This window comes from Cobetia amphilecti (assembly GCF_020217465.1).
GTDB lineage: Bacteria > Pseudomonadota > Gammaproteobacteria > Pseudomonadales > Halomonadaceae > Cobetia > Cobetia amphilecti.
In genome coordinates this window covers 668,717-693,112 of the sequence record NZ_CP084115.1, presented here as the reverse complement: position 1 = coordinate 693,112, position 24,396 = coordinate 668,717, and the positions used below count along the sequence as shown (strand labels likewise).

The 24,396-nt window shown below is 64.2% G+C and carries 20 protein-coding genes; 5 read left to right on the top strand and 15 right to left on the bottom strand.

The annotated features are described in order from the left end of the window. Positions 1-10: 10 nt before the first annotated feature. From prpC to LCW13_RS02915, 4 genes are all read right to left on the bottom strand, one after another. Positions 11-1,153, bottom strand: coding sequence for a bifunctional 2-methylcitrate synthase/citrate synthase (gene prpC, locus LCW13_RS02930; RefSeq protein ID WP_225347554.1), 1,143 nt, complete (start codon positions 1,151-1,153; stop codon positions 11-13). A gap of 182 nt (positions 1,154-1,335) precedes the next feature. Beyond that, entirely contained in the window at positions 1,336-2,247 is a 912-nt protein-coding gene (gene prpB / locus LCW13_RS02925; RefSeq protein WP_043333964.1) for a methylisocitrate lyase, read from the bottom strand. Between the two features lie 73 nt (positions 2,248-2,320). Continuing rightward, a complete protein-coding gene (locus LCW13_RS02920) occupies positions 2,321-3,100 on the bottom strand; it encodes a GntR family transcriptional regulator (protein WP_043333965.1) in 780 nt (259 codons plus the stop codon). Positions 3,101-3,470: 370 nt separating this feature from the next. Next, a complete protein-coding gene (locus LCW13_RS02915) occupies positions 3,471-4,343 on the bottom strand; it encodes an alpha/beta fold hydrolase (RefSeq protein ID WP_225347553.1) in 873 nt (290 codons plus the stop codon). Positions 4,344-4,586: 243 nt separating this feature from the next. Here LCW13_RS02915 and pabB point away from each other — a divergent pair, with 243 nt between their 5' ends. Both pabB and LCW13_RS02905 read left to right on the top strand, forming a co-directional pair. Next, a complete protein-coding gene (pabB, locus tag LCW13_RS02910; protein ID WP_225347552.1) occupies positions 4,587-6,038 on the top strand; it encodes an aminodeoxychorismate synthase component I in 1,452 nt (483 codons plus the stop codon). A 215-nt stretch (positions 6,039-6,253) separates the two neighbouring features. Continuing rightward, positions 6,254-6,880: a phosphoadenosine phosphosulfate reductase domain-containing protein gene (locus LCW13_RS02905; protein ID WP_054555396.1), complete on the top strand. Its 627-nt coding sequence runs from the start codon at positions 6,254-6,256 to the stop codon at positions 6,878-6,880. Between the two features lie 190 nt (positions 6,881-7,070). Here LCW13_RS02905 and cysB read toward each other — a convergent pair whose 3' ends face one another. After that, positions 7,071-8,042 carry an HTH-type transcriptional regulator CysB gene (cysB, locus tag LCW13_RS02900; protein WP_043333969.1) on the bottom strand — a complete coding sequence of 324 codons (972 nt, stop codon included), beginning with the start codon at positions 8,040-8,042 and terminating at the stop codon, positions 7,071-7,073. A 176-nt stretch (positions 8,043-8,218) separates the two neighbouring features. Between cysB and LCW13_RS02895 the strand changes: the two genes are divergently transcribed. Beyond that, positions 8,219-8,995, top strand: coding sequence for a sulfite exporter TauE/SafE family protein (locus LCW13_RS02895; protein ID WP_043333970.1), 777 nt, complete (start codon positions 8,219-8,221; stop codon positions 8,993-8,995). A 250-nt stretch (positions 8,996-9,245) separates the two neighbouring features. Next, the gene (gene trxA / locus LCW13_RS02890; RefSeq protein WP_043333971.1) at positions 9,246-9,569 is read left to right on the top strand and encodes a thioredoxin; all 324 of its coding nucleotides are present in this window, start codon (positions 9,246-9,248) and stop codon (positions 9,567-9,569) included. Between the two features lie 134 nt (positions 9,570-9,703). On the opposite strand, the gene LCW13_RS02885 is transcribed toward trxA, so the two are convergent. From LCW13_RS02885 to LCW13_RS02865, 5 genes are all read right to left on the bottom strand, one after another. Beyond that, positions 9,704-10,924 (bottom strand): AI-2E family transporter, encoded by a 1,221-nt coding sequence (locus LCW13_RS02885; protein ID WP_225347551.1) that lies wholly within the window; start codon positions 10,922-10,924, stop codon positions 9,704-9,706. Between the two features lie 413 nt (positions 10,925-11,337). Continuing rightward, entirely contained in the window at positions 11,338-13,149 is a 1,812-nt protein-coding gene (locus tag LCW13_RS02880) for an acyl-CoA dehydrogenase C-terminal domain-containing protein (RefSeq protein WP_225347550.1), read from the bottom strand. A 452-nt stretch (positions 13,150-13,601) separates the two neighbouring features. After that, positions 13,602-14,366 (bottom strand): SDR family NAD(P)-dependent oxidoreductase, encoded by a 765-nt coding sequence (locus tag LCW13_RS02875; RefSeq protein ID WP_215823860.1) that lies wholly within the window; start codon positions 14,364-14,366, stop codon positions 13,602-13,604. A gap of 140 nt (positions 14,367-14,506) precedes the next feature. Continuing rightward, positions 14,507-16,177: an AMP-binding protein gene (locus LCW13_RS02870; protein WP_225347549.1), complete on the bottom strand. Its 1,671-nt coding sequence runs from the start codon at positions 16,175-16,177 to the stop codon at positions 14,507-14,509. 250 nt (positions 16,178-16,427) lie between these two features. Beyond that, entirely contained in the window at positions 16,428-17,045 is a 618-nt protein-coding gene (locus LCW13_RS02865) for a TetR/AcrR family transcriptional regulator (RefSeq protein ID WP_213113527.1), read from the bottom strand. Positions 17,046-17,162: 117 nt separating this feature from the next. Between LCW13_RS02865 and LCW13_RS02860 the strand changes: the two genes are divergently transcribed. Then, positions 17,163-18,383 carry an acetyl-CoA C-acyltransferase gene (locus tag LCW13_RS02860; protein WP_225347548.1) on the top strand — a complete coding sequence of 407 codons (1,221 nt, stop codon included), beginning with the start codon at positions 17,163-17,165 and terminating at the stop codon, positions 18,381-18,383. Positions 18,384-18,529: 146 nt separating this feature from the next. Here LCW13_RS02860 and pstB read toward each other — a convergent pair whose 3' ends face one another. From pstB to LCW13_RS02835, 5 genes are all read right to left on the bottom strand, one after another. Further along, entirely contained in the window at positions 18,530-19,372 is an 843-nt protein-coding gene (pstB, locus tag LCW13_RS02855; protein WP_153635115.1) for a phosphate ABC transporter ATP-binding protein PstB, read from the bottom strand. Positions 19,373-19,453: 81 nt separating this feature from the next. Beyond that, complete coding sequence (gene pstA, locus LCW13_RS02850; RefSeq protein ID WP_043333976.1) at positions 19,454-20,620, bottom strand: phosphate ABC transporter permease PstA; 1,167 nt, start codon at positions 20,618-20,620, stop codon at positions 19,454-19,456. 14 nt (positions 20,621-20,634) lie between these two features. Next, complete coding sequence (gene pstC / locus LCW13_RS02845; protein WP_043333977.1) at positions 20,635-21,891, bottom strand: phosphate ABC transporter permease subunit PstC; 1,257 nt, start codon at positions 21,889-21,891, stop codon at positions 20,635-20,637. 128 nt (positions 21,892-22,019) lie between these two features. Continuing rightward, the gene (locus LCW13_RS02840; protein WP_107335494.1) at positions 22,020-23,036 is read right to left on the bottom strand and encodes a substrate-binding domain-containing protein; all 1,017 of its coding nucleotides are present in this window, start codon (positions 23,034-23,036) and stop codon (positions 22,020-22,022) included. Positions 23,037-23,148: 112 nt separating this feature from the next. Then, entirely contained in the window at positions 23,149-24,366 is a 1,218-nt protein-coding gene (locus LCW13_RS02835) for a Bcr/CflA family multidrug efflux MFS transporter (protein ID WP_054555389.1), read from the bottom strand. Positions 24,367-24,396: the final 30 nt, after the last annotated feature.

Here is a 24,396-nt window from a genome sequence, read left to right as displayed (position 1 = left end):
GAGGAAAGGGTCAGTCGCGCTGCTCGATGGGCAGCCAGTCGCAATGCTTCGGGCCGGTGTAATCGGCGCTCGGGCGGATGATGCGATTGTTGGCGCGTTGCTCGAAGACATGCGCCGCCCAGCCGGTCAGGCGTGAACAGACGAAGATCGGCGTGAACAACTTGGTGGGAATGCCCATGAAGTGATAGGCGCTGGCGTGGAAGAAGTCGGCATTGCAGAACAGCTTCTTCTCGCGCCACATCACGGCTTCGACGCGCTCGGAGACGGCGTAGAGCTGAGTGTCGCCCACATCCTCGGACAACTTGCGTGACCACTCCTTGATGATGGCGTTGCGCGGGTCACGTTCACGGTAGATGGCGTGGCCGAAGCCCATGATCTTCTCGCGGCGCTCCAGCATGCCGAGAATCTCGCGCTCGGCTTCCTCCGGTGAGCGCCAGTGCTCGATCATCGCCATCGCCGCCTCGTTGGCACCGCCATGCAGCGGTCCGCGCAGCGAGCCGATGGCCCCGGTCACACAGGAGTGCAGGTCGGAGAGCGTCGAGGCGCAGACACGCGCGGTGAAGGTCGAGGCATTGAATTCGTGCTCGGCATAGAGGATCAGCGAGGTATTCATCACCGCGGCATGCAGCTCGCTGGGGGCCTCGCCGTGCAAAAGGTGCAGGAAGTGCGCGCCGATGGAGTCGTCATCGGTCTCGGTGTCGATGCGCACGCCATCATGGCTGAAGCGATACCAGTAATTGATGATCGACGGGAACACGGCCAGCATGCGGTCGGCCTGGTCGGACTGCTCATCGAAGCTCTCTTCGGTCTCCAGATTGCCGAGCATCGAGCAGCCGGTGCGCATCACGTCCATCGGATGGGCGCTGGCCGGAATCTGCTCCAGTACTGCCTTCAGGGCATCCGGCAGGCCACGCAGGCCCTTGAGGCGCGCGATGTAGGCGTCCAGTTCTTCGCGATTGGGCAGCTTGCCCTTGAGCAGCAGATAGGCGACTTCTTCAAAGCTTGCGTGGGCGGCGAGATCCTCCAGATCGTAGCCGCGATAGCGCAGGCCGGAGCCGGTCTGGCCGACGGTGCACAGGGCGGTCTCGCCGGCACTCTGGCCGCGCAGGCCGCTGGAGGCACTAGGGCTCGGGGTAGCGGTGGTATCTGACATGGCGCGATCTCCTTGGCAGTGACGTCATTGAGTTGTTCTTTTTCTTGTAGGGCATAAAGCGTCAAGCCCCTCGCCGGCCAGGCGTTTGCCAGCGAGGGAGAAACGGTCGGGCCGGAAGTGCCGGCCCGTGAAGCCAGTGGCCTCCTGATGCGAGACATGGCGTCCGTCTCGAGCGTCTGGCATCAATCCTTGCGGCTTTCGGCCTCGAACAGGGTGTCCAGCTTCTGCTCGAAGGTGTGGTAATCGAGGAAGTCGTAGAGCTCCATGCGGGTCTGCATGTCGTCGACCACGTCCTTCTGGTCACCCTTGTCGTGGATGTTCTGGTAGACCTTGAGGGCGGCGGCGTTCATGGCGCGGAAGGCCGACAGCGGATAGAGCACCATCCGGCAGCCGACGTCGCCCAGCTCGCGCTGATTGAACAGCGGCGTGGCGCCGAATTCGGTGATGTTGGCCAGAATCGGCGCGTCGACGCCCTCGCAGAAGGCGCGGTAGTCCTCGAGGGTATGCACCGCCTCGGCGAAGATGGCATCCGCCCCGGCCTCGACACAGGCATTGGCACGCGCCACGGCGGCCTCGAGCCCTTCCTTCTGGAAGGCATCGGTACGCGCGATCAGATAGAAGTCGTCATCACGGCGGGCATCGGCGGCCGCCTTGATGCGATCGACCATTTCCTGACTGGAGACGATGGCCTTGTTGGGGCGATGTCCGCAGCGCTTCTGGGCGACCTGGTCTTCCAGGTGCACGGCCGCCACGCCGGCGCGCTCCATCTCCTGAATGGTGCGTGCGATGTTGAAGGCGCCGCCCCAGCCGGTATCGATGTCCACCAGCAGCGGCAGCTCGCTGGCGGCGGTGATGCGGCGCGCGTCTTCCAGCACGTCATTCATGCTGGTCATGCCCAGGTCCGGCAGGCCGTAGGAGGCGTTGGCTACGCCACCACCGGACAGGTAGATCGCCTGATGCCCGACGCGCTCGGCCATGATGGCGGTATAGGCATTGATGGTGCCGACGATGGGCAGCGGACGGTTGGCTTCCAGCGCCGCGCGGAAGCGGGCGCCGGGGCTTGGCAAGGCGGTGGAACTCAGATGGCGTGACATGACATCTCCCGGGCTGGGCCCATGACGGGGTTGGAATTGTTGGGGGTGATCCGGTCGCAAGCGGTGTGGCAGTTCACTCCTCGCCCTGCTCTTCCTTGAGCGTGGCGGCATAGCGGCGGGCGACGTTCTCCCGCGAGGCGCTGACGTGGCGCCGCATCAGCAGCTCCGCCAGCTCCTCGTCGCCAGCCTCGATGGCATCGACGATACGGTGGTGCTCGACGAAGGCCTTCTGCGGACGCGAGCCACTGGCGCTGAACTGGGTGCGATACATGCGCACCAGGTAGTAGAGGTCGTCGCAGAGAATCGTCATCAGCATGTGGTTATGGCTGCCGAGGACGATCTGGTAGTGGAAGTCGAGATCGCCTTCCTTCTGGAAGTAGGCGGTGCCGGTCTTGAGGTCCGACTGCTGCTCGTGGGTCTTGAGCACGCTGCGCAGCCGCGTGACCTCCTCCTGCGTCATGTGCCGCGCCGCCAGACGCGCGGCCATGCTCTCCAGCGCCTCACGCACGTCGAACAGCTCCAGCAGCTCGGTCATCGAGAGCTTGACCACCCGCGCGCCGACGTGGGGCACGCGCTCGATCAGGCGATGGACCTCGAGGCGACGCATCGCCTCACGCAGCGGGCCGCGCGAGATGCCATAGGCCTGCGCCAGCCCCGGCTCTGTGATCTTGCTGCCCGGTGCCAGCTCACCGCGCACGATGGCGTCCTGCAGCTGGTGGAAGACGCGCTCGGCCAGGGTGCGCACCTCAGGCGTCGGAGCACTCGCGGAGGCGGTGTGGCCTGCCTGCTCGGCAGTGGCGCCGCGCGCGAGGCTTCGAGCGGTGGTGGCATTGTGAAAGGCATCGGTGGTCATGGCGGTCAGGCAATCCGGCTGGACAAGGGGCTGAGACAGGACAATGGCGATGAGGGACTTTCAGCACCATTGTCGACAATCATTCAATGACTGCCAGACTAGCCAGCGAGCCTGAGTGGGTCAAGATGCAATCCGCCAAATCCTCTACACCTTTGGCGTAAGAGAGCTGGCATGCGCTGGACAAAAGGCTGCCAGAACAAGGCCGAACCGCCTGAGGCGCCGCCATGCCAGTCTTCCCGCGTCACCATGCCAGAGGCACTCCAGACGGTAGCAGCCAAGACGAAAGACGCCCCGCCAGCACAGGCTGACGGGGCGTCTTGAGTCTCAATGCCAGACCGCTCATCGGCCGGCTTGTCGACAATCACATGTTTTATACGAAGCTGAGCTCCGCGCCGATGCGGCGGGGTTTCTGGAAAGGCAGCGAGTGATCGGTGCCGGGGATTTCCAGCGACTGCCAGCCCGCATGACGCTCGGCCAGCAGGCTGTGATAGTCGCGCAGGGTCTGCGGGCTCTTGCCGCCGACCAGGCTGCGCACCTCGCTGCCTGAGGCCAGCACGTCGGCCAGCAGTGCCTCACGGTCGATCTCGCGCACGGCATGCGTGACACAGTCCAGCGCATTGGCGAAGCCCAGATGACGATGCGCCAGTCGCGCCACCATCATGCGCTCGGCGCGCGGGTTGCGCGTACGGTGCGGCGAGATGAGGTCGAGGAAGGCGGTGATGCCCGCCTCGGGACTTGAGGCTTCGCGCATGGCGCGCGCCGCCTCGGCGTAGCCGTCACGCACCTTGACCATGGTGGCGTGGCATTCGCGCTCCAGCAGTGCCGGCTCCAGCAGGCTGATGTCGCCGACCTTCACCTCCGGGCGCTCGGCGCGCAGACGCTGGACGAGACGCATGGCGACCAGCCCGCCGAAGCTGTAGCCGATCAGGTCGAAATGCGTGATGCGCTGGGTCTCGATCAGCGCCATCACGTCCTCGACCACCTGCTCGAGAGTGAAAGGAGGCTCGCCGCCCTGCGGCGCCAGCGTCTGCCCCATGCCACGCAGGTCCGGGATGATCAGCTCATCATGGGCCGTAAGATGCCCGACCAGCGGTGCCCAGGTCAGCGTGCCGGCCACGCCCGCGCCGTGCAGCATCAGCAGTCGACGCCCGCCCTGTGCGTCATGCCGCTTGAGACGCTGCCAGAAGATGTTCTGATCGGGACGTGACAGCAGATGTTGGCCATGTTCGAACTCGGGATGCATGCAGGGGCTCCGGTGGGGTGCCAGGGGCTGGGCAAGAGACTGGGCAAGAGGGCTGGGCGAACGTCAGCACGTGCGTCAGGGCAGTCATCGATGACGGCGCAGGGCGTTCAGAGGCAGGCACCTTAATCAGCGCACGGGAGAACGGCAAGCCGACAAGGACAGCCCCTCACCGGAATCCGCACGCATGGGCGGACAAAACGCCTTCGGATGCCTAGAATGCCCTGTCCGCCAACGGAAGCTGTCATGACCATCTCGCTCGAAATCAACGCCCTGCCCTACGCCCTCGCCGCCGAGGATGAAGCCTCCACGCTGTCGCGCTTCGCACGCCTGCGCTCACGTCCCGACGCCGTGCTGCTCGACAGCGGCCAGCCGTCGCTGGCCGGTGGCCGCTTCGACATCATCAGCAGCGACCCGCTGGCCGTGCTGGAGCAAGGCCCACACGGCGGCAAGCTCACTGGCCCGCTGCCGGAGTCGATGCGTGACCTGAGCCAGTTCAGTGAAGCGCTGGAGCGCCTCGCCCGCCTGCCGGTGATCGAGGCCCAGCGCCAGCTGCTGACTTTGCTGCCACAGACACTGGCACGCGAAGAGCTCGCCCGGCATGACCTGACAGCCGAAGACCTGCCATTCATTGCCGGCCTGCTGGGCTACTGGAGCTACGACTTCGGGCGCGCGCTGGAAGACCTGCCCGCCACGACCGAGGACGATATCGCGCTACCCTGGGCGCGTCTCGGTCTCTATGACTGGGCATTGATCAGTGACCATCAGCGCCAGCAGAGCTGGCTGATCGCCTCGCCCCAACGGCGCAGGCAGGTGCTTGAGTGGCTGGAGCAACCGGCGCCGCGCAGCGCCGACTTCGCCCTCGACACCCCCTTCGCGCCGCTGCTGGACCGCGCGGGCTACGGCGAACGCTTCCGCCAGGTGATGGAGTATCTGCATGCCGGTGACTGCTATCAGATCAACCTGACCCAGCGCTTCTCCGCCGACTGCAGTGGCGACAGCTGGGATGCCTACCTGCGCCTGCGTCAGGCCACGCCGACACCTTACGCCGGCTATCTGAGCTGGCAGGACCCCCAGGGTGAGGAGATGGCGATCGTCTCCGTCTCGCCGGAGCGCTTCGTCGAGGTCAATCACCGCGCGGTCGAGACCAAGCCGATCAAGGGCACCCGCGCACGTGGCACGACGCCGGAAGAGGACGCCCAACTTGCCGCCGAGCTGCTTGAAAGCCCCAAGGACCGCGCCGAGAACGTGATGATCGTCGACCTGCTGCGCAATGACCTGGGCCGCGTCTCCGCGCCCGGCAGCGTCAAGGTGCCCTCACTGTGCGCGCTGGAGAGCTACGCCAACGTGCACCATTCCGTCAGCACCATCACCAGCACCCTGGATGAAGGACGCGATGCGCTGGACCTGCTCGGCGCCGCCTTCCCCGGCGGCTCCATCACCGGCGCGCCCAAGATCCGCGCCATGCAGATCATCGAGGAGCTGGAGCCGGTGCGCCGCAGCGCCTATTGCGGCAGCCTCGGCTATCTGGATATCCGCGGCCACATGGATACCTCCATCGCGATCCGCACGGCGGTGATCGCCGAGGGCCAGGTGCATCTGTGGGGCGGCGGCGGTCTGGTCGCCGACTCCGAGGAAGAGGCCGAATACCGCGAGAGCCTGGCCAAGATCCAGCGTCTGATGGAAGCGCTTGGCTGACAGGCGGCGTTATAAGGCGTCATGAGCGCCATAACTCGATGGCATATAACGTTCGAACGAATTCGTATTGGGGAAGTAGTGCCTGCCTTTGATAGGGTAGGCGCATTCCTGCACGTCTCCTTGAGCGCTACCCGCCTCTGCTGATGGTCTTTGCTGGCCATTGATCAGCCCTGCGCCCCGCTCCATCGGACGTGCCCTCGTTCTGGAGACTCCTCATGTCCGATACCTTCGATCTCGCCCGCATCAATGCCGAATTCGGCAACGACCCGGAAGCCCTGACCCGCTGGGCCCTGTCACTGGACAAGCACGCCATCTGCACCACCAACTTCCGTCCCTTCGAGGCGGTGATTCTGCACATGGTGACGCGCTTCCGTCCTGACATCCCGATCGTGTGGATGGACAACGGCTACAACACCGATGCCACCTATCGCTTCGCCGATGAAGTGACGCGCAAGCTGAACCTGAACCGCATCATCTATCTGCCGCAGCGCACGCGTGCCCACCGTGAAGCCGTCGATGGTCTCACGCCGCATATCGATGACCCGCGCCACGAAGCCTTCACCCGTGAAGTGAAGCTCGAACCCTTCGAGCGTGCACTGCGCGAACTGAACCCCGAGATGTGGTTCACCGCCGTGCGCGCCAGTGACACCGCCTTCCGTGCCGGCATGCAGCCGGTCTCGCTGAACGGCGATGGCCTGATCAAGGTCGCCCCGGTGCTCAACTGGTCATCCAAGCAGATGCACGAGTATCTGGTCGCCCACGACCTGCCCAACGAGTTCGACTACGTCGACCCGACCAAGGCGGAAGACAACCGCGAGTGTGGCCTGCACCTGGCACACTGAGCCTTGTGGTTGATGCTGTGTGCTCGCACCGCCCAGCCAGCAAAAAGCCCGCCTCTCAGGAGGCGGGCTTTTTCATCTGCGCTGTGGCAGATCTGACGAGCGGGACTTAGTTCACCGGGGCTGTCCACCGACACTGTCCACCGACACTGTCCACCGACACTCAGTCCACCGGCACTCAGCCCACCGGCACTCAGCGCACCGGCAGCTCGATGTCGTGGAAGATCTCGTGCTCGTGGCGCGGGCCGGCGGCCAGTGCCGCTTCGACACGCTCGCGCGTCAGGTGCGGCGCGAAGCGCTCGACGAATTCGAACATGTAGCTGCGCATGAAGGTGCCGCGACGGATGCCGATCTTGGTCGTGGAGCTCTCGAACAGATGCGTGGCATCCAGCGCGACCAGGTCCTCGTCAGCCACCTCGTCCACCGCCATGTGCGCGACGATGCCGATGCCCATGCCGAGACGCACATAGGTCTTGATGACATCGGCGTCCGAGGCGGTCAGCACCACGTTGGGCGCCAGGCCGTGGGACTTGAAGGCATCGTCCAGCTGGCTGCGGCCGGTGAAGCCGTAGGTATAGGTGACCAGCGCATAACTGGCCAGCGACTCGAGGGTCAGCTCCTCGCCATTGGCCAGCGGATGATCCTTGGGCACCAGCACGCAGCGGTTCCAGCGATAGCACGGCAGCAGGATGAGGTCGTTGAACAGCTCCAGCGACTCGGTGCAGATGGCGAAATCGGCCTGACCTTCACTGACCATGTTGGCGATCTGCTTCGGCGTGCCCTGCTGCATGTGCAGCGCGACATCCGGGTACTTGCGCGTGAAATCGGCGATCACCGGCGGCAAGGCATAACGCGCCTGGGTGTGCGTGGTGGCGATCGACAGGCTGCCGCGACGGTCGTCACTGTGCTCCTGGGCGACGTGCTTGATGTTCTCCACCGTGCGCAGCACCTGGCTTGCCAGCTCGACGATGGACTCGCCGGCCGGGGTCACCCGCGTCAGGTGCTTGCCACTGCGTGCGAAGATTTCGACGCCAAGCTCATCTTCCAGCAGACGAATCTGCTTGGAAATGCCCGGCTGGGAGGTATACAGACTTTGCGCGGTGGCGGACACGTTCAGGTTGTGGCGGGTGACTTCCCAGATATAACGCAACTGCTGGAGTTTCATGCGGCTTCACTCTCCTGAGAAGCACCATCGACGCGACGCGGCGTGACAGTGGCCCGGACATGGCCGGTCACCTTGCTAAGATGATCGGGCGATAAAATCATGAATAATGATTCCTTTCGGGAATATACGCTCAAGAGTAGATTGGCGACAGTAACCTGACAAGGGGGTAGGTAGGGATGGAAGTCACACAACTGCTGCTATACGTGCTGGCAGGCGCCGGAGTGGGTTTCGCGGTCGGTGTCACTGGCGTGGGCGGCGGCTCGCTGATGACGCCCCTGCTGTTGATGTTCGGCTTCCCGCCGCACATCGCCGTGGGCACTGACCTGCTCTATGCCTCCATTACCAAGGCGGGCGGCGCCTTCGCGCACCATCGCCAGGGCCATGTGGACTGGACCATCGCCCGGCGCCTGGCCATCGGCTCGCTGCCGGCGGCACTGTTGACGATTGCGGTCCTGCATACCTTCTTCACTGACCCCACCGCCTACGCGGGCCTGATCAAGGGCATGCTGGGTGTGATGTTGATCCTCACCGCCGGCGTGCTGCTGTTCAAGAAGCGCCTGCTGGGGCTGATCAGCCCGGAAAGCTTCATCGTACGCCACGCGGCACCGCTGACCGTGCTGTCAGGCATCGTGCTCGGCGTGTGCGTCACCCTGTCCTCCGTGGGTGCCGGCGCCTTCGGCGCTGCCGTGCTGATCATGCTGTTCCCGCTGTTGAGCACCGCGCGCATCGTCGGCACCGATATCGCTCACGCCGTACCGCTGACCCTGGTGGCGGGACTGGGCCACCTGTGGTTGGGCAACGTCGACTTCCTGTTGCTCGGCGCATTGCTGGTCGGCTCACTGCCCGCCATCAGCCTGGGCGCACGCCTGACGCGCCACATGCCCAGCGGCCTGCTGCAGGGCCTGCTGACGACACTGCTGCTGGGGCTGGGCATCCGTTACGCCTTCTTCTGAGCTCTCCTTGCTGCGGGATCTTTCGCATAGGCAATACCAAAGTCGGGGCGGGCAATCCACATTGCCTGCCCCGTTGCTATTCCCTCAAACCAATAAAACAGCTATAAAAACACTAGCGATCATAACCCCGTGCTATTGAGCCGATGGACAATGCCCATTTGTCAGTGATGCAAAGTGGCGCTACCATCGGACGCAGCCTGCATGTCCGGCAATGCCGCAGACAGCGAAACGAATCCCCTGGAGAAACAAGATGTCCAATCACGTCGATGTCACCGGCGCCAACTTCGAACAGGAAGTTCTCAACGCTGAAGCCCCGGTCCTGCTGAAGTTCTGGGCCCCGTGGTGCGGTCCGTGCAAGATGATGGCGCCGGTCGTCGAAGAAGTCGCCAACGAGAAAGGCGAAGGCCTGAAGATCGTCAACGTCAATGTCGATGACGCGCCGGAAATCGCCGCCGAGCAAGGCGTGCGTGGCGTGCCGACCGTGATCCTGTTCAAGTCCGGCGCCAAGGTCGCCTCTCTGGTCGGTGCCCAGTCCAAGGGTCAGCTGAGCCAGTTCATCGAGCAGAACCTCTGAGTCGACTTGCTGACAGGTGACTGCCCCGCCAGCCACCGCGCACTGATTCGATAACCAAAGGCCCCGTCACGCACAGCGTGACGGGGCCTTTGGCATTCTGGCAGCGGGTCATCCACGCAGAGCTGGCTCGCGGGTCATTCCTCCGCCATGCGTCGACGACGGCGGATCCGGCGCACGGAGGGGCCCAGCAGACGCGCCGCCCAGCGCGTGCCCGGGTGCGAGTCGAAGGCGATCTTGAGCGTCATGGTGATCGGCACTGACAACAGCATGCCCACCGGCCCGAACACCCAGCCCCACACCACCAGCGACAGGAAGGCGGCCAGCGTCGACAGCCCCAGGGTGCGCCCCATCACGCGCGGTTCGATCAAGTTGCCGAGAATGAAGTTGATCGCCAGATAACAGCCGCCCAGCATCAGCGCCTTGACCGCGCCACCCTCCGGCATCACCAGCGTCAGCAACACCGCAGGCACCGCGGCCAGCGCCGAGCCGATGTTGGGGATGTAGTTGAGGCAGAAGGCCAGCGTGGCCCACAGGAAGGCGAACTCCACATCGAGCACCAGACAGCTGATCGCGACCAGTCCCCCGGTCACGAGGCTGATCAAGGTCTTGACCGCCAGATAGCGGCGTAGCGTCAGCGAGAACAGCGTGAAGCGGCGCAGGCTGACATGCGGGCTGCGCAGCGTGCTGACCAGCTTGTCGCGCAGTGACAGCGCCTCATAGAGCAGGAAGGTGGCCGTCAGCACGATGATGACACTCGAGGACAGAAGCCCCCCAAGCCCGGTCAGCAGGTTCGGCACCCACTGGGTCAACGAGGCCGGATCGACCAGCTCGCTGAAGCGGGCCGGCGCGATGGATACGCCACTGTCCGCCAGCCATTCCAGCATGCTCTGATACTGTTCGCGCAGGCTCTCCTCAAGCTTGGGCATCTCATCGCTGAACAGGGTGAAGCGCGAGACCAGCAGCGCCGTCAGCGACGAGAACAGCACGCAGACCGTCAGGATGACGATCGGCACCCCGAAGCGTTGCCCGATGCCGTGACGGGCCAGCCAGCGCACCGGCGCATCGCAGACCGCAGCGACGAACACCGCCAGCAGTAGCGGGACCACCAGGTCCGCCGCCAGCTTGAGGCCGCCGATGATGATGACCACTGCGGCCATGCCGACCAGCAAGGGGTGAATCTCCAGCGCGCGGCGCACATTGGGCGCATGGCGAGAACGTCCGGAGCGTTCGAGCGCCTCCTGCTGACGCTCGTCGCGTGGCACCTGCATGCGTGTCACGGCCTCCTCGATGGAAGTGCCCTCACTGACGCTGCGTGGCTCGCCAACGCTATCGTCAGGCGCTTGCGCGTCAGCCATCTGCGCCTCGGGCGGCACTTCCTCGTGTCGCGATCTTTCGTCAGGCGTGTCGTTCGCGTGCATCCTGCGCCACCTATCCTGTCAGTGCTTGCCATCAGTACTTGCCATCAGTACTTGCCATAAGTACATGCGCGTCGCTGTCCCGAGGAAACCGCGGGGCAGCCTTCGATGCGCCTATCTTGGGCGCATGCCTGTCACAAGCCAAGACTGAAACGAGATTGATTGCTCGTGTCGGGAAAAACTCCTGCCTGACACCAAGCGCACAAAAAATGGGGAGACCGAAGTCTCCCCAAGGGTACCGAGTCAGAGCGCACTGACTGGAGGCATAAGACACGACTGTTGCCGATACATCGAACTGCTGAGTCTTGAAGCTGCTGTAAGGCTTGAAACTGCTGTCAGGCTTGAAACCGTCATCAGATCTCGAAGCCGCTGCCGAAGCCTTCCACCGTCGGCGCCATCAGCGTCTCGCCACCGGCACGAATCATCGCGGCATGGCCTTGCGTGCGCGGCAGGATGCGCTGGAAGTAGAAGCGCGCGGTATCCAGCTTGGCCTGATAGAAGGCAGCGTCCCCTTCGCCGGCCGCCAGCGCGGCCCTGGCCGTCTCACCGGCCCGCGCCCACAGGTAGCCCAGCGTGACGTAACCGGCATACATCAGGTAATCGACACTGGCCGCGCCGACCGCTTCGCGGTCCTGCATCGCACCCATGCCCACCGCCATGGTCAGCTCGCCCCATTCGCGGTTGAGCTCAGCGAGCGGATTGGCAAACTCGCTGCCTTCGCTGGCCTGGCAGAACTTGTGGATCTCCTTGGTGAAGACCTTGAGCGATTCGCCCTGGCTCATCAGGATCTTGCGGCCCAGCAGGTCCAGCGCCTGGATACCGGTGGTGCCTTCATAGAGCAGGGTGATGCGTGCATCGCGCACGAACTGCTCCATGCCCCATTCCTGAATGAAGCCGTGGCCGCCATAGACCTGCACGCCATGGTTTGTCGCCTCGAAGCCGGTCTCGGTCAGGAAGGCCTTGACGATGGGCGTCAACAGGCCGAGCAAGGTATCGGCACGTGCCTTGTCTTCGCTGTCCGGAGCATTCTCGACGATGTCATTGAACTGGGCGGCGTACATCACCAGCATGCGCCCGCCCTCGGCGATGGCCTTCTGGGTCAGCAGCATGCGGCGCACGTCCGGATGCACGATGATCGGGTCGGCCGCCTTCTCAGGCGCCTTGGCGCCAGACAGGGCACGCATCTGCAGACGGTCACGCGCATAGCTCAGCGCATTCTGGAAGCTGGCCTCGGCCAGCGCCACGCCCTGGATCCCCACGCCGAGACGCGCGGCATTCATCATGGTGAACATGCAGGCCAGCCCCTTGTGCGGCGGGCCGACCAGATAGCCTGTGGCGGAGTCGAAGTTCATCACGCAGGTCGCGTTGCCGTGAATGCCCATCTTGTGCTCGATGGAGCCACAGCTGACGCCGTTGCGCTCACCGGCCTCGCCATTGGCGTCGGGCAGGAACTTGGGCACCACGAACAGCGAGATGCCACGCGAGCCTTCCGGAGCATCCGGCAGCTTGGCCAGCACCAGGTGCACGATGTTCTCGGAAAGATCATGTTCACCGGCCGAGATGAAGATCTTGGTGCCGCTGATGCGGTAGCCCTTGCTGCCATCGCTGTCAGCCAACGGCACGGCGCGGGTCTTGATCAGCCCCAGGTCCGTGCCGCAATGCGGTTCGGTCAGGCACATGGTGCCGGTCCAGCTGCCTTCGACCAGCTTGGTCAGATAGGTCTGCTTGAGCACCTCGCTGCCGTGATGTTCAAGCGCATTCATCGCGCCATGCGACAGGCCCGGATACATGCCCCACGACAGGTTGGCGGAGGCGACCATTTCCGAGAGCACCATCGCCAGTGACGGCGGCAGACCCTGACCGCCATGCTCCGGTGAGGCAGCCAGACTCGGCCAGCCGCCCTCGACATACTGCTGATAGGCAGCCTTGAAGCCGCTCGGCGCCTTGACCTCGCCGCCCTCGAAGGTACAGCCCTCGCGATCGCCCGACTGGTTCAGCGGCGTCAGCACCTCGTGCGCGAAGCGTGCGCCCTCCTCCAGGATGGCGGTCACGATATCGTCGCTGGCCTCATCGCCACCCGGCAGGCTGGCATAGTGCGCGGGATAGTCGAGCAGCTCATTCATCACGAAGTGGATGTCGCGCAACGGCGCCTGATAGTCCGGCATGCTTTACTCCTTGAGCCGTCGCGACGCGGCGGCGCTGACCTGAACAACGACAGGTGGCGGCAGGACGCTTGTCAGGCGGCGCAGCACTCACTCGAGCAATGAAGAAGCGAGTCGCTGGCGGCGAACAGGTCTGACGCAACACTATCAAACATGTGTTTGAAATTAACGCCTCCTTCGCCATACCGTCAAGCGGTCGTTTGATTTCTGGCCTGCGACATTGGTGGCAAGCCCTGTCTCATCAGTGGCGAACCCTGTCTCCAGGCCGCCCTCGCGCACGGCAGACACAAAAGAAGACACAAAAAACAGACACAAAAAAGCCCGACCGCAGCCGCGATCGAGCAATATCTCCCCCAGAGATAACCTGTCCTGCAAGATTCCTTGTGTACCGTGCTCTCTCCCCAGAGCCGATCCAGAGAGCCCGATCCAGACGATAAAGGTCTTACCCGCCAGCCTCAGGCCATGCGAATGCTGCCATCGAGGCGGATCACCTCCCCGTTGAGCATGCTGTTGGTGATGATGTGCTCGGCCAGACGCGCGAACTCATCGGGCTTGCCCAGACGCTTGGGAAACGGCACCGCCTCGCACAGCGCCTCGCGAGCCGGCTCCGGGATGCCGGCCATCATCGGTGTCTCGAACACGCCGGGCGCGATCGCCATCACGCGAATGCCATGGCGTGCCAGCTCGCGCGCCATCGGCAGCGTCATGCCGGCGACCCCGGCCTTGGAGGCGCTATAGGCACACTGCCCCACCTGGCCATCGAAGGCCGCGACCGAGGCGGTATTGAGAATGATGCCCCGCTCGCCGTCCTCGCCCTCGGCGGCATTGCGCGCCATGCGTGCCGCCGTCAGGCGCGCCACGTTGAAGGTGCCGCTCAGGTTGATCGCCAGTGTCTTCTCGAAGCCCTCAAGCGGAGCAGGCTCGCCGTCACGATCCACCAGCTTGGCGACGCTCACCACGCCGGCACAGTGGATCACGCCGTGGATGGCACCGAAGGTCTGCTCCGCGACATCCAGCGCGGCCTCGACACTGGCGCTGTCGGTGATATCGCAATGACAGAAGCGTGCCGCCTCCCCAAGCGCATCGGCCTGTTCACGTGCGGCCTCGGCAAGGTCCGCCAGCACCACCTGGCCGCCGGCCGCGACAATACGTGAGGCCGTGGCGGCCCCGAGGCCGGATGCTGCGCCGGTGATCAGAAAGCAGTGGTCGGCGATCTTCATGAAACGAGTCTCCCGAAAGGTGATGGCAGGAAAGGTGATGAGAGGCAGTGGTGACAGGCGCGTGGTAACAGGCGCGTGGTAACAGACAAGCCCCGTCGGATAGCCGGCCGTGCCTGAAAGCCACGTACATGGCTCGGTGTTCAGCTCGCGCGCGCCTGTGCCCGCAGCAGGAAACGCTGGATCTTGCCCGACGGCGTCTTGGGCAGGCTGTCGACGAAGTCGATCTCGCGCGGATAGCTGTGCGCCGAGAGTCGCTGACGCACGCTGGCGCGAATTTCCTCCGCCAGCTCGTCACTGCCGACATGGCCATCGCGCAGCACCACATAGGCCTTGATGATCTCGCCACGCAGCGCATCCGGCTTGCCGACCGCCGCCGATTCCGCCACCGCCGGATGCACCAGCACAGCGTTCTCGACATCCGCCGGGCCGACGCGATAGCCCGCGGTGGTGATGATGTCGTCATCACGCCCGGCGAAGGTGAAGCGGCCATCGGGCTCTGCCACCACCACGTCTCCAGTCAGGTAATAGCCCTCGACGCAGGGCTGCTTCTCCTGCCAGGTGTAGCCGGCGAAGAAGTGCGCGGGAGAGCGGGCGATATCCACCGCCAGCACACCCGGCTCGCCCGGCGGCAGCTCACGATACTCGGCGTCGAGCACGGCCAGTCGATAGCCGGGCAGCGGGAAGCCGACACTGCCGACCACGACCTCATGGGCCAGCGCGTGATGATTGCAGCAGGTCATGCCGGTCTCGGTCTGACCGTAATGGTCCATCACCGCACAGCCCAGCTCCCGCGCGACCCAGCCCACCACCTCAGTGTTGAGGGGCTCGCCGGCGGAGCTTGCGACCCGCAGGTTCAGGCGCTCGAAGGCGCCTTCACCGAGCCCGGAGGCCTTGAGCATGCGATAGGCCGTGGGCGCGGCCGCGAAATTGTCGATGCGGTGACGCTCCATGAACGCCAGCCCGCCTTCTGCACTGAACGGCGCCTGCATGAAGTAGGTGGTGGCACCCAGCAACAGTGGGCCGGTGATGGCGTAGTAGAGGCCGTAGGCCCAGCCGGGGTCGGCCATGTTCCAGAAGCGCTCGCCGGGGCGCAGGTCCACCGCCAGGCGTTGATAGAGCCAGAAGGCAGGCAGCGCATTCAGCGCCACCGCCACGCCCTTGGGCTTGCCGACCGTGCCGGAGGTGAACATCTGCAGGAAGGGCGCCTCCGCCGGAAGCCACACCGGCGGCTCGGTCAGTGGCTCGCTCTGCATCAATGTCTGCCAGTCGAGATCGTCCGCCTCCAGCGCATCTCCCTCACCGCGCACGCAGATGATCACGGGATGGCGGGCAAGCTCAGTGAACTTGCTGCGCTGGCTCGTCTCGGTGATCACGATCTGCGTCTCGGCGCGCGACAGGCGATAGTCGAGCGCATCGGTGCCGAAGGCGGTGAACAGCGGCTGATAGACGGCGCCCAGCCGCCAGGTCGCGGCCAGCGCGATCATCAGCTCCGGCGTGCGCGACAGCATGCAGGCGACCCGCTGCCCCGCCATCACGCCCTGTGCCTTCAAGGCAGCCGCCATCCGCGCGCTCTGCTCATCGAGCTGTGCGTAACTCAGCTCACGCACCCGGCCCTGTTCGTCTTCGTGGACCAGCGCGATACGTTCGCCCTGCCCGGCGCGCAGATGACGCCCGACACACGCCTCATAGGCATTGCCGAGCTCGCCCTCGTCATTGGTGTCGAGCGGCGTGGTGAACAGTTCATCGCGCAATGCCTGGATATCGAAGGCGGCCAGATAATCGCTCAGCGTCTGGCTGGCGGCGGGTTGCATGGCGTGTGAATTCGCAGATGCAGCAGAGGCGGCGCGTGACGTGCGGTTTGTTGTTGTATCGCTTGGCGTCATGGCGTGACTGGCTCCTGAGTGGTGCTCCGGGGCGATGTGAGATGACTGGGCGCCAGCCATCTACAGTTAACGTAAACGTCAAGTTAGCGACAAGCCTGTCGGGCGGCAAGCATTGTGACGCTCGACTGGCCAAAAGTTGCAGAGGCGGTGTAACGGACGCCGTGCAGCAGACACTCGCTCAGGGCAGACGACACAGGCTGTCGACCAGCGCCTCGGCCAGCTCATCGGGGGAGCGCTCTCCATCGGGGCGATACCAGCGTACCGTCCAGTTGAGCGCGCCGAGCATGAACTGGCGCAGCAGCGCGGCGTCGCCCTTGAGCAGCCCTGCGGCCACGGCGGAGGCGATGGCGTCACGCCACAGATCCTCGTAGTCATCGCGCAGCTGGACGAGATGCTCGCGCGCCGGGCCCTCCAGCCGCCGCCACTCATAGAGCGCGACCACATGGGCATTGCGATCCGTGAGCAGCGTGTCCAGATGTGCACGCGCCAGGGCCAGCAGTCGCTCACGCGCCTGCTGCTGCGACGCCGCCGAGGCGGTCACTTCGCTTGCCTGGTACGGCTCGCAGCGCGCCAGATGCTCACGGGCGATGGCCAGTGCACTGAACATGCCCTCTTCGATCACGGCGCACAGAATTTCCTGCTTGTCGGCGAAGTGATGGAAGAGACTGCCGGACTTGATGCCCATTTCCTGGGCCAGCATGCGGACGGTGGTGCGATCGAAACCCTCCTCGACGAACAGGCGGGCAGCGATACGGACCAGCTCCTTGCGACGGGGTGAGGCGGTGGCTACATTCATCGTATAACTAGCGCTTGCTTGGTTTATGGGATTGAATGGATCAAAGCATAGCCACGCAGTGATCACAACGCCGACTGCACGACTCGATCTTCCAATAACAAGACACAGGAGACCGTCATGACCACCGCTTCCCGCACTACGCCAAGCCCCGCCGCCAGCGCCGATGACATCGTCATTCTCGCCGGTGCCCGCACGCCGATGGGTGGCCTCAAGGGCTCACTCTCGACGCTGAGCGCGCCACAGCTCGCCGCCGTGGCCATCAAGGCGGCCATCGAGCGCGCAGGCCTCACGCCGGCCGATGTCGACGAAGGCATCTTCGGCTGCGTACTGCCCGCCGGCGTCAAGCAGGGCCCGGCGCGGCAGGCCATGCGTCAGGCCGGCGTGCCGGACAGCATCGGCGCCACCACCATCAACAAGCTGTGCGGTTCCGGCATGAAGGCCACCATGCTGGCGCATGACCTGATTCGCGCAGGCACCAACCGCATCATGCTGGCCGGCGGGATGGAATCGATGTCCAACGCCCCGCACCTGCTCACCCAGGCGCGTGGCGGCTATCGCCTCGGCCATGGCGAGCTGAAGGACCACATGTTCTTCGATGGGCTGGAAGACGCCGAGACCGGCAAGCTGATGGGCGTGTTCGCCCAGGAAGTGGCCGATGCCCGCGGCTATGACCGCCAGCGCATGGACGACTTCGCCATCGAATCGCTCAGGCGCGCCATGACGGCCACCGAATCGGGTGACATCGCACCGGAAATCGCCGCCGTCACGGTCAAGAGCCGCAAGGGCGAGAGCGTGGTCGAGCAGGACGAGCAGCCCTTCCAGGCCAATCTCGACAAGATTCCCACCCTGCGCCCGGCCTTCGCCAAGGACGGCACCATCACCGCCGCCAATGCCAGCTCCATCTCCGATGGCGCCTCGGCACTGGTGCTGACGCGCCGTGATGAAGCCGAACGGCGCGGGCTGGCCGTCAAGGCGCGTATCCTCGGTCACAGCACCCACTCCCAGCACCCCAGCGAATTCACGCTGGCGCCCATCGGCGCCATCGACTCGCTGATGAAGCGCCTGGAGTGGACGACAGAAGACGTCGACCTGTTCGAGATCAACGAGGCCTTCGCGGTGGTCACCCTGCTGGCGATGGACGCCCACGACATCCCGCATGACAAGGTCAATGTCTTCGGCGGCGCCTGCGCCCAGGGGCATCCGGTGGGCTCCACCGGCTCGCGCATCATCGTCACCCTGATCAACGCGCTGGAGCGTCGCGGCAAGAAGCGCGGCATCGCGGCGCTGTGCATCGGTGGCGGCGAAGCCACCGCGATCGCCGTCGAACTGGAAGACTGATACGAGACAGGCGGCAGACAAAGCATTGCCCTGAAATGACACGAGGCCCGGATCAATGATCCGGGCCTCGTGTCGTCGTGCGGCCTGCGATGCTCTCAGGCAGCGATCAGGGGCTCAGCCATCCGAGCCCCTGACGCAGGCGCCGCTTAGCCATAGCGACCGGTGATGTAGTCCTCGGCCTTCTTGGTATTCGGGTTGGAGAACATGGTCTTGGTGTCGTTGTACTCCACCAGCTCACCCATGTGGAAGAAGGCGGTGTAATCGGCGACACGTGCCGCCTGCTGCATGTTGTGCGTCACGGTGACGATGGAGAACTGGGTCTTCAGCTTGTCCATCAGGTCTTCGATGGTCGCGGTGGAGATCGGGTCGAGTGCCGAGGTCGGCTCATCCATCAGGATGACGTCCGGCTTGACCGCGATGGCACGCGCGATGCACAGACGCTGCTGCTGACCACCGGACAGCGAAGTGCCCGGCTGGTCGAGAATGTCCTTCACTTCTTCCCACAGACCCGCATCACGCAGCGCGCTCTCGACCAGATCATCCTTGTCGGCGCGACGGCTGACCAGGTCGTGCATGGTCGGTGCGTAGGCGATGTTGTCGTAGATGGACTTGGGGAACGGGTTCGGCTTCTGGAACACCATGCCGACGCGACGACGCAATGCCACTTCATCCATGTTGCGCGCGTTGACGTCACGGCCATCCATCTCGACCAGACCTTCGATGCGCACACTGCGGATCAGGTCATTCATGCGGTTCAGGCAGCGCAGGAAGGTCGACTTGCCACAACCGGACGGGCCGATCAGGGCGGTGACGTTCTTCTGGAAGACATCGATGTTGATGTTCTTCAACGCCTGCTTCTCGCCGTACCACAGGTTGAGGTCTTCCACGCGAATGGCCAGCTCGTGGTTGGCATCTTCATTGATGACGACCGGGCTACCGGGGCGAGTGGCGGCGGCAGGCTTGGCGGGAGTGGCGACGGTGCTGTTCATGTCTCGTATTCCTTGATGAGTCGTGGGCCAGGGCTAAGGGTGGAAGGCGACCGGCCAATCGGCGGGCCGCCTCGCAGCTGCCTACCAGCGACGCTCGAATTTCTTGCGCAGCATCACGGCTGCGGCATTGAGTAGGATCAGCACTGACAGCAGCACCAGGATGCCCGCCGCAGTACGTTCAACATAGGCCTGCTCCGGCTCGCCCGCCCAGGTGAATATCTGGGCCGGCAGCACGGTGGCAGCCTGGGTGATGGCGGTCGGCGCATCCGGAATGAAGGCCACCATGCCGACGATGATCAACGGCGCGGTCTCGCCCATCGCCTGTGCCAGGCCGATGATGGAACCGGTCAGAATCCCCGGCAGTGACAGCGGCAGCACGTGGTCACGCACCACCTGCCAGCGGGAGCAGCCGACGCCGAAAGCGGCCTGACGAATGGTGTCCGGTACGCTGCGCAGCGCCGAGCGCGTGGTGATGATGATCACCGGCAAGGTCATCAGACCCAGCGTCAGACCACCGACCAGCGGGGAGGAACGCGGCATGCCGAAGAAGTTGATGAAGATCGCCAGACCCAGCAGACCGAACAGGATCGACGGCACCGCCGCCAGGTTGTTGATGTTGATCTCGATGGCCTGGGTGAAGCGGTTGTCCGGAGCGAACTCCTCCAGATAGACCGCCGTCAGCACGCCGACCGGGAAGGCGAAGGCCAGCGTGACCAGCAGCGTCAGGATCGTGCCCATCGCGGCCGACCAGATACCGGCGTATTCCGGCAACTTCGAATCACCGGTGGTGAAGAAGTTGATGTTGAACTTGAGCTCAGCCGTGCCGTTCTCGATCATGCGGTCCAGCACGGCGGTCTGCTTGGGCTTCAGGTGTGACTTGTGGCCCTTGAGGTACTGATCGACCTGGTCATCGGCGATCACCCAGCGGTCGATCGTCTGCCCCATCAGGCTGGCGTCAGCGGCCATGTCGCGCGGCAGCTGGCGCAGCCAGCCGCGGCTGACCAGGTCACGCACGTCTTCTTCCACCGCTGCCAGCGGGATTTCCTGCGACTGCTCGCTGTAGGTGACCGGCACGTGCAGTTCTGCCTGCTGGAAGGCCGGGTAGCCGCGCATGACCATGTCGCCGATGAAGACCACCAGGAAGGTGGCGGCCAGGGCGAGTGCGCCCATGGACATGAATTTCAGGCGCTTGGTGCGGCGATGACGGCCCTTCAGCTGGGCCGAGATATCGTCGAATGAATGGCTCATGTCTAGTCTCGGCCTCAGAGGTTGTTGGCGCTGTACTTCTCACGGAAGCGGCGGATCAGGACCACCGAGACCATGTTCAGCAGCAGAGTGACAACGAACAGCACCAGACCCAGCGCGAAGGCCGACAGTGTCTCGGCACTCGCGAATTCCTGGTCGCCGGTCAACGCGGCAACGATGCGCACCGTGACGGTGGTCATGTCTTCCAGCGGGTTGGCGGTCAGGTTCGGACGCATGCCCGCCGCCATCACCACGATCATCGTCTCGCCGAGGGCGCGTGACATGGCCAGCAGAGACGCGGAGATGATGCCCGGCAGCGCGGCCGGCAGGATGACGTTGCGGATGGTCTCGCCGTGGGTCATGCCCAGCGCCAGAGAGCCCTGACGCATGGTGTCCGGCACGGAGGTGATGACGTCATCGGACAGTGAGGAAATGAACGGAATGATCATGATGCCCATGACCAGCCCCGGCGCCAGCGCGTTGTTGTAGGACGCCTCGATGCCCAGCGGCGAGAAGATGTCGACGATCAGCGGCGCGACGGTGATGGCGGCGAAGAAGCCGTAGACCACGGTCGGGATACCGGCGAGCACTTCCAGCACCGGCTTGGCGACGGTACGCACGCTCTCGGGGGCGAACTCTGCCATGTAGACCGCGGCGAGCAGACCGATGGGAATGGCCACCAGCATCGCGATCAGGGTGATCATGAAGGTACCGGCGAACAGCGGTACGGCGCCGAAGTTGGCGGTGCTCTCGACACCTTCACCACGGCCGGCGGCCATCTGGAAGCTGTTGCCCGGATCCCAGGTGGTGCCGGTGATGAAGGTCCAGAAGCTTTCCATCTGGAAGAAGCGGATGGCCTCGAAGATGATCGAGACCAGAATGCCGAACGTCGTGACGATGGAGATCATCGCCGCGCCGATCAACACATAACGAATGAGGGTCTCGATGGCATTGCGCGCATGGAAATCAGGCTTCACCAAGGCGAGGCCGATGACCAGGCCGACGGCTGCGACGACCAGACTGGCGATCAGCAGCTGCATGCCTTCGATATCGATATCTGCGGTGGCAATCGCAACGACGGCTGCCAGACCGACCAGCAGAGCAGGCCCTGCGCTGGAGATTGCCGTGAACCAGCCGTACTGATCCGGCTGGGCGTACATTTCAGCACCGCTGGCACGCACACGCTGTGCCTTGCTGCGGCCGCTGAAGAAGGCCACCAGGCCAGCCAGCGCCACGATGCCTATGAAGAAGAGAAAGATCTGCTGAGTCTGCATCTTTCGGGTCCCGGAGTCGCGTTGTTCACAGGGGGAAGGCTTCATGCCTTGCGAAACCCTGCGACCAGTCAAGCAAACGGGCCGGCTGCCAAGGGCAACCGGCCGCGTCAGAGGGTCAGCTGCGTTGCTTACTTCTGGAGATCGGCCAGAGTCAGCTTGGTGCGCTCAGCGACCTGCTCGCGAAGCGTGGCGCGCTCTTCCTTCGGCAGCGGGATCAGACCGATGCCCTTCAGGTAGCCCAGCTCACCGATCATCTTCTCGCTCATGAACAGGTCGTTGTAGGCCTGCTGAGCCGGCACGTCATCCTTGTGCTGGTTCTTCACGTAGTAGAACAGGGAGCGGGAGACCGGGTACTCGCCAGAGGAGATGGCATCGGCTTCCGGCTGCACGCCATCGATGGAAGCACCGACGACCTTGTCAGCATTCTCTTCGAGGAAGGAGTAGCCGAAGATACCGAAGGCTTCGGTGTTCTCGACCAGCTTCTGGATGATCAGGTTGTCATTCTCGCCGGCAGCGATGTAGTGACCGTCCTGACGGATGTTGGTGTAACCCTCACCGCCGTAGCCTTCCATCTCTTCGGTGGAGACTTCCATCACCAGCTCTTCGAAGGCGTCACGGGTACCGGAAGTGGAAGGCGGCCCGTAGACGGTGATCTTGCGGTCCGGCAGGGAGGAGTCGATCTCGGACCACTTGGTGTAGGGGTTGTCGACCAGCTTGCCGTCGACCGGCACCTGAGCGGCGACCGCCAGGGTGATCTGCTCACGGGTCAGGTCCATGCTGCCATCGCGGACAGACTGGGCGAAGGCGATACCGTCGAAGCCGATCATGGCTTCGGTGATATCGGTCACGCCGTTCTCTTCACAGCGCTCGAATTCAGACGTCTTCATGCGGCGAGAGGCGTTGGTGATGTCCGGAGTGCTGTCACCGACACCTTCACAGAACAGCTTCATGCCGCCGCCGGAACCGGTGGATTCGATGACCGGAGTCGGGAAATCGCTGGTGGCACCCAGTTCTTCAGCGACGTAGCTGGAGAACGGATAGACCGTGGAAGAACCCACGATGCGCAGCTGTTCACGGGCTTCTGCAGCACCAACTGATGCAGCGATGACAGCCACTGCGAGACCGGACTTGAGGAACGCCTTCATGCCTGAAACTCCTTGCGATAGGAATGAGCCAGTGAGGTGGCTTCTTGTCTACAGGGAGTACCTTGCCAAGCATTCATGACAACTGTGTGACAGTCGCCGGCTCAAGCCTTTCTCAGTCGGACGGCGTCTCATGGCGCGCCAGGGCGCGACGCCCTGCCAGCACCCGCAGCAGAATATTGCTGACCAGCGCCGTGCCCAGCATGCCGAGAATCATCGGCCACAGGCTGTCCATCGCCAGACCTGCGATCAACATGCCGATCACGGCGCCACTGGCAAACTGCATGCTGCCGATCAGCGCATTGGCCGTGGCGCTGATGCGCGGGAAATACTCCAGCGCCGAGGAGATCGCGTTGGGCGCCACCATGCCGTTGGCCCCGACGAACACCATCAGCAGCGGCGCGATGACGTAGAGCAGGTCCAGCCCCAGCGCCAACGCCGATACCAGCAGGATGGCGGCAGACAGCTGGATACCGATGCCGATGCGCAGCAGGCGCGGCGGCGACAGGCGTGACAGCAGGCGCACGTTGAGACGGTTGGCGGTGAACATGAACAGGATGTTGGCGCCGAACAGCACCGGGTACCAGGCCGCCGTCACTCCGAAATGCTGCATATAGACGTAGGGCGACGCGGTGATGAAGGCAAACATGCCACCGAAGCCCATCGCCTGCGTCAGCGCATAGCCCATCGCCGGCCCGTGGCGCAGCACGCTGGCATAGTCACGCGCGACCTGCAGGAGACTGGCCGGCGGCTCGTCCGCCTCGCGCTTGCGTCGGGTCTCGGGCAAGCGCAGCGGCAGCACCACCAGCAGGAAGGCGGCATAGGCGGCCAGGAAGGCGAAGATCAGCCACCAGCCCGCCATGCCCAGCAGCAGACTGCCGATGGCAGGCGCGATCAAGGGCGCCAGCATCATGATCACCGCGACGGTGGACAGCACCTTGGCCGCCTCGCGGCCACTGAAGCAATCGCGCACGATCGCCGAGGAATTGACCACCGAGGCGCCGCCGCCCAGCGCCTGCAGGAAGCGCAGCGCATAGAGCCCTTCGAGGCTCTCGACCTGAGTGATGGCCAGACTCGCCAGCAGGAAAACGAAGATGCCTGACAGCAGGACCGGCTTGCGCCCGATACGGTCTGACAGCGGGCCGAAGATCAGCTGCCCCAGCGAGAAGCCGAGCAGGAAGACCGACAGCGACAGCTCCGTATGGTGCACCGTGGTCGCCAGGTCTTCTGCCATGGCCGGCAATGCCGGCAGATAGGCATCGATGGCCAATGGAGCCAGGGCCGTATTGGCCGCGACCAGCAAGGCCAGCTGACGGGTTTGACGCTTGTCCACATCCCCTCCTGCAATCGTTTGTCGATGGTA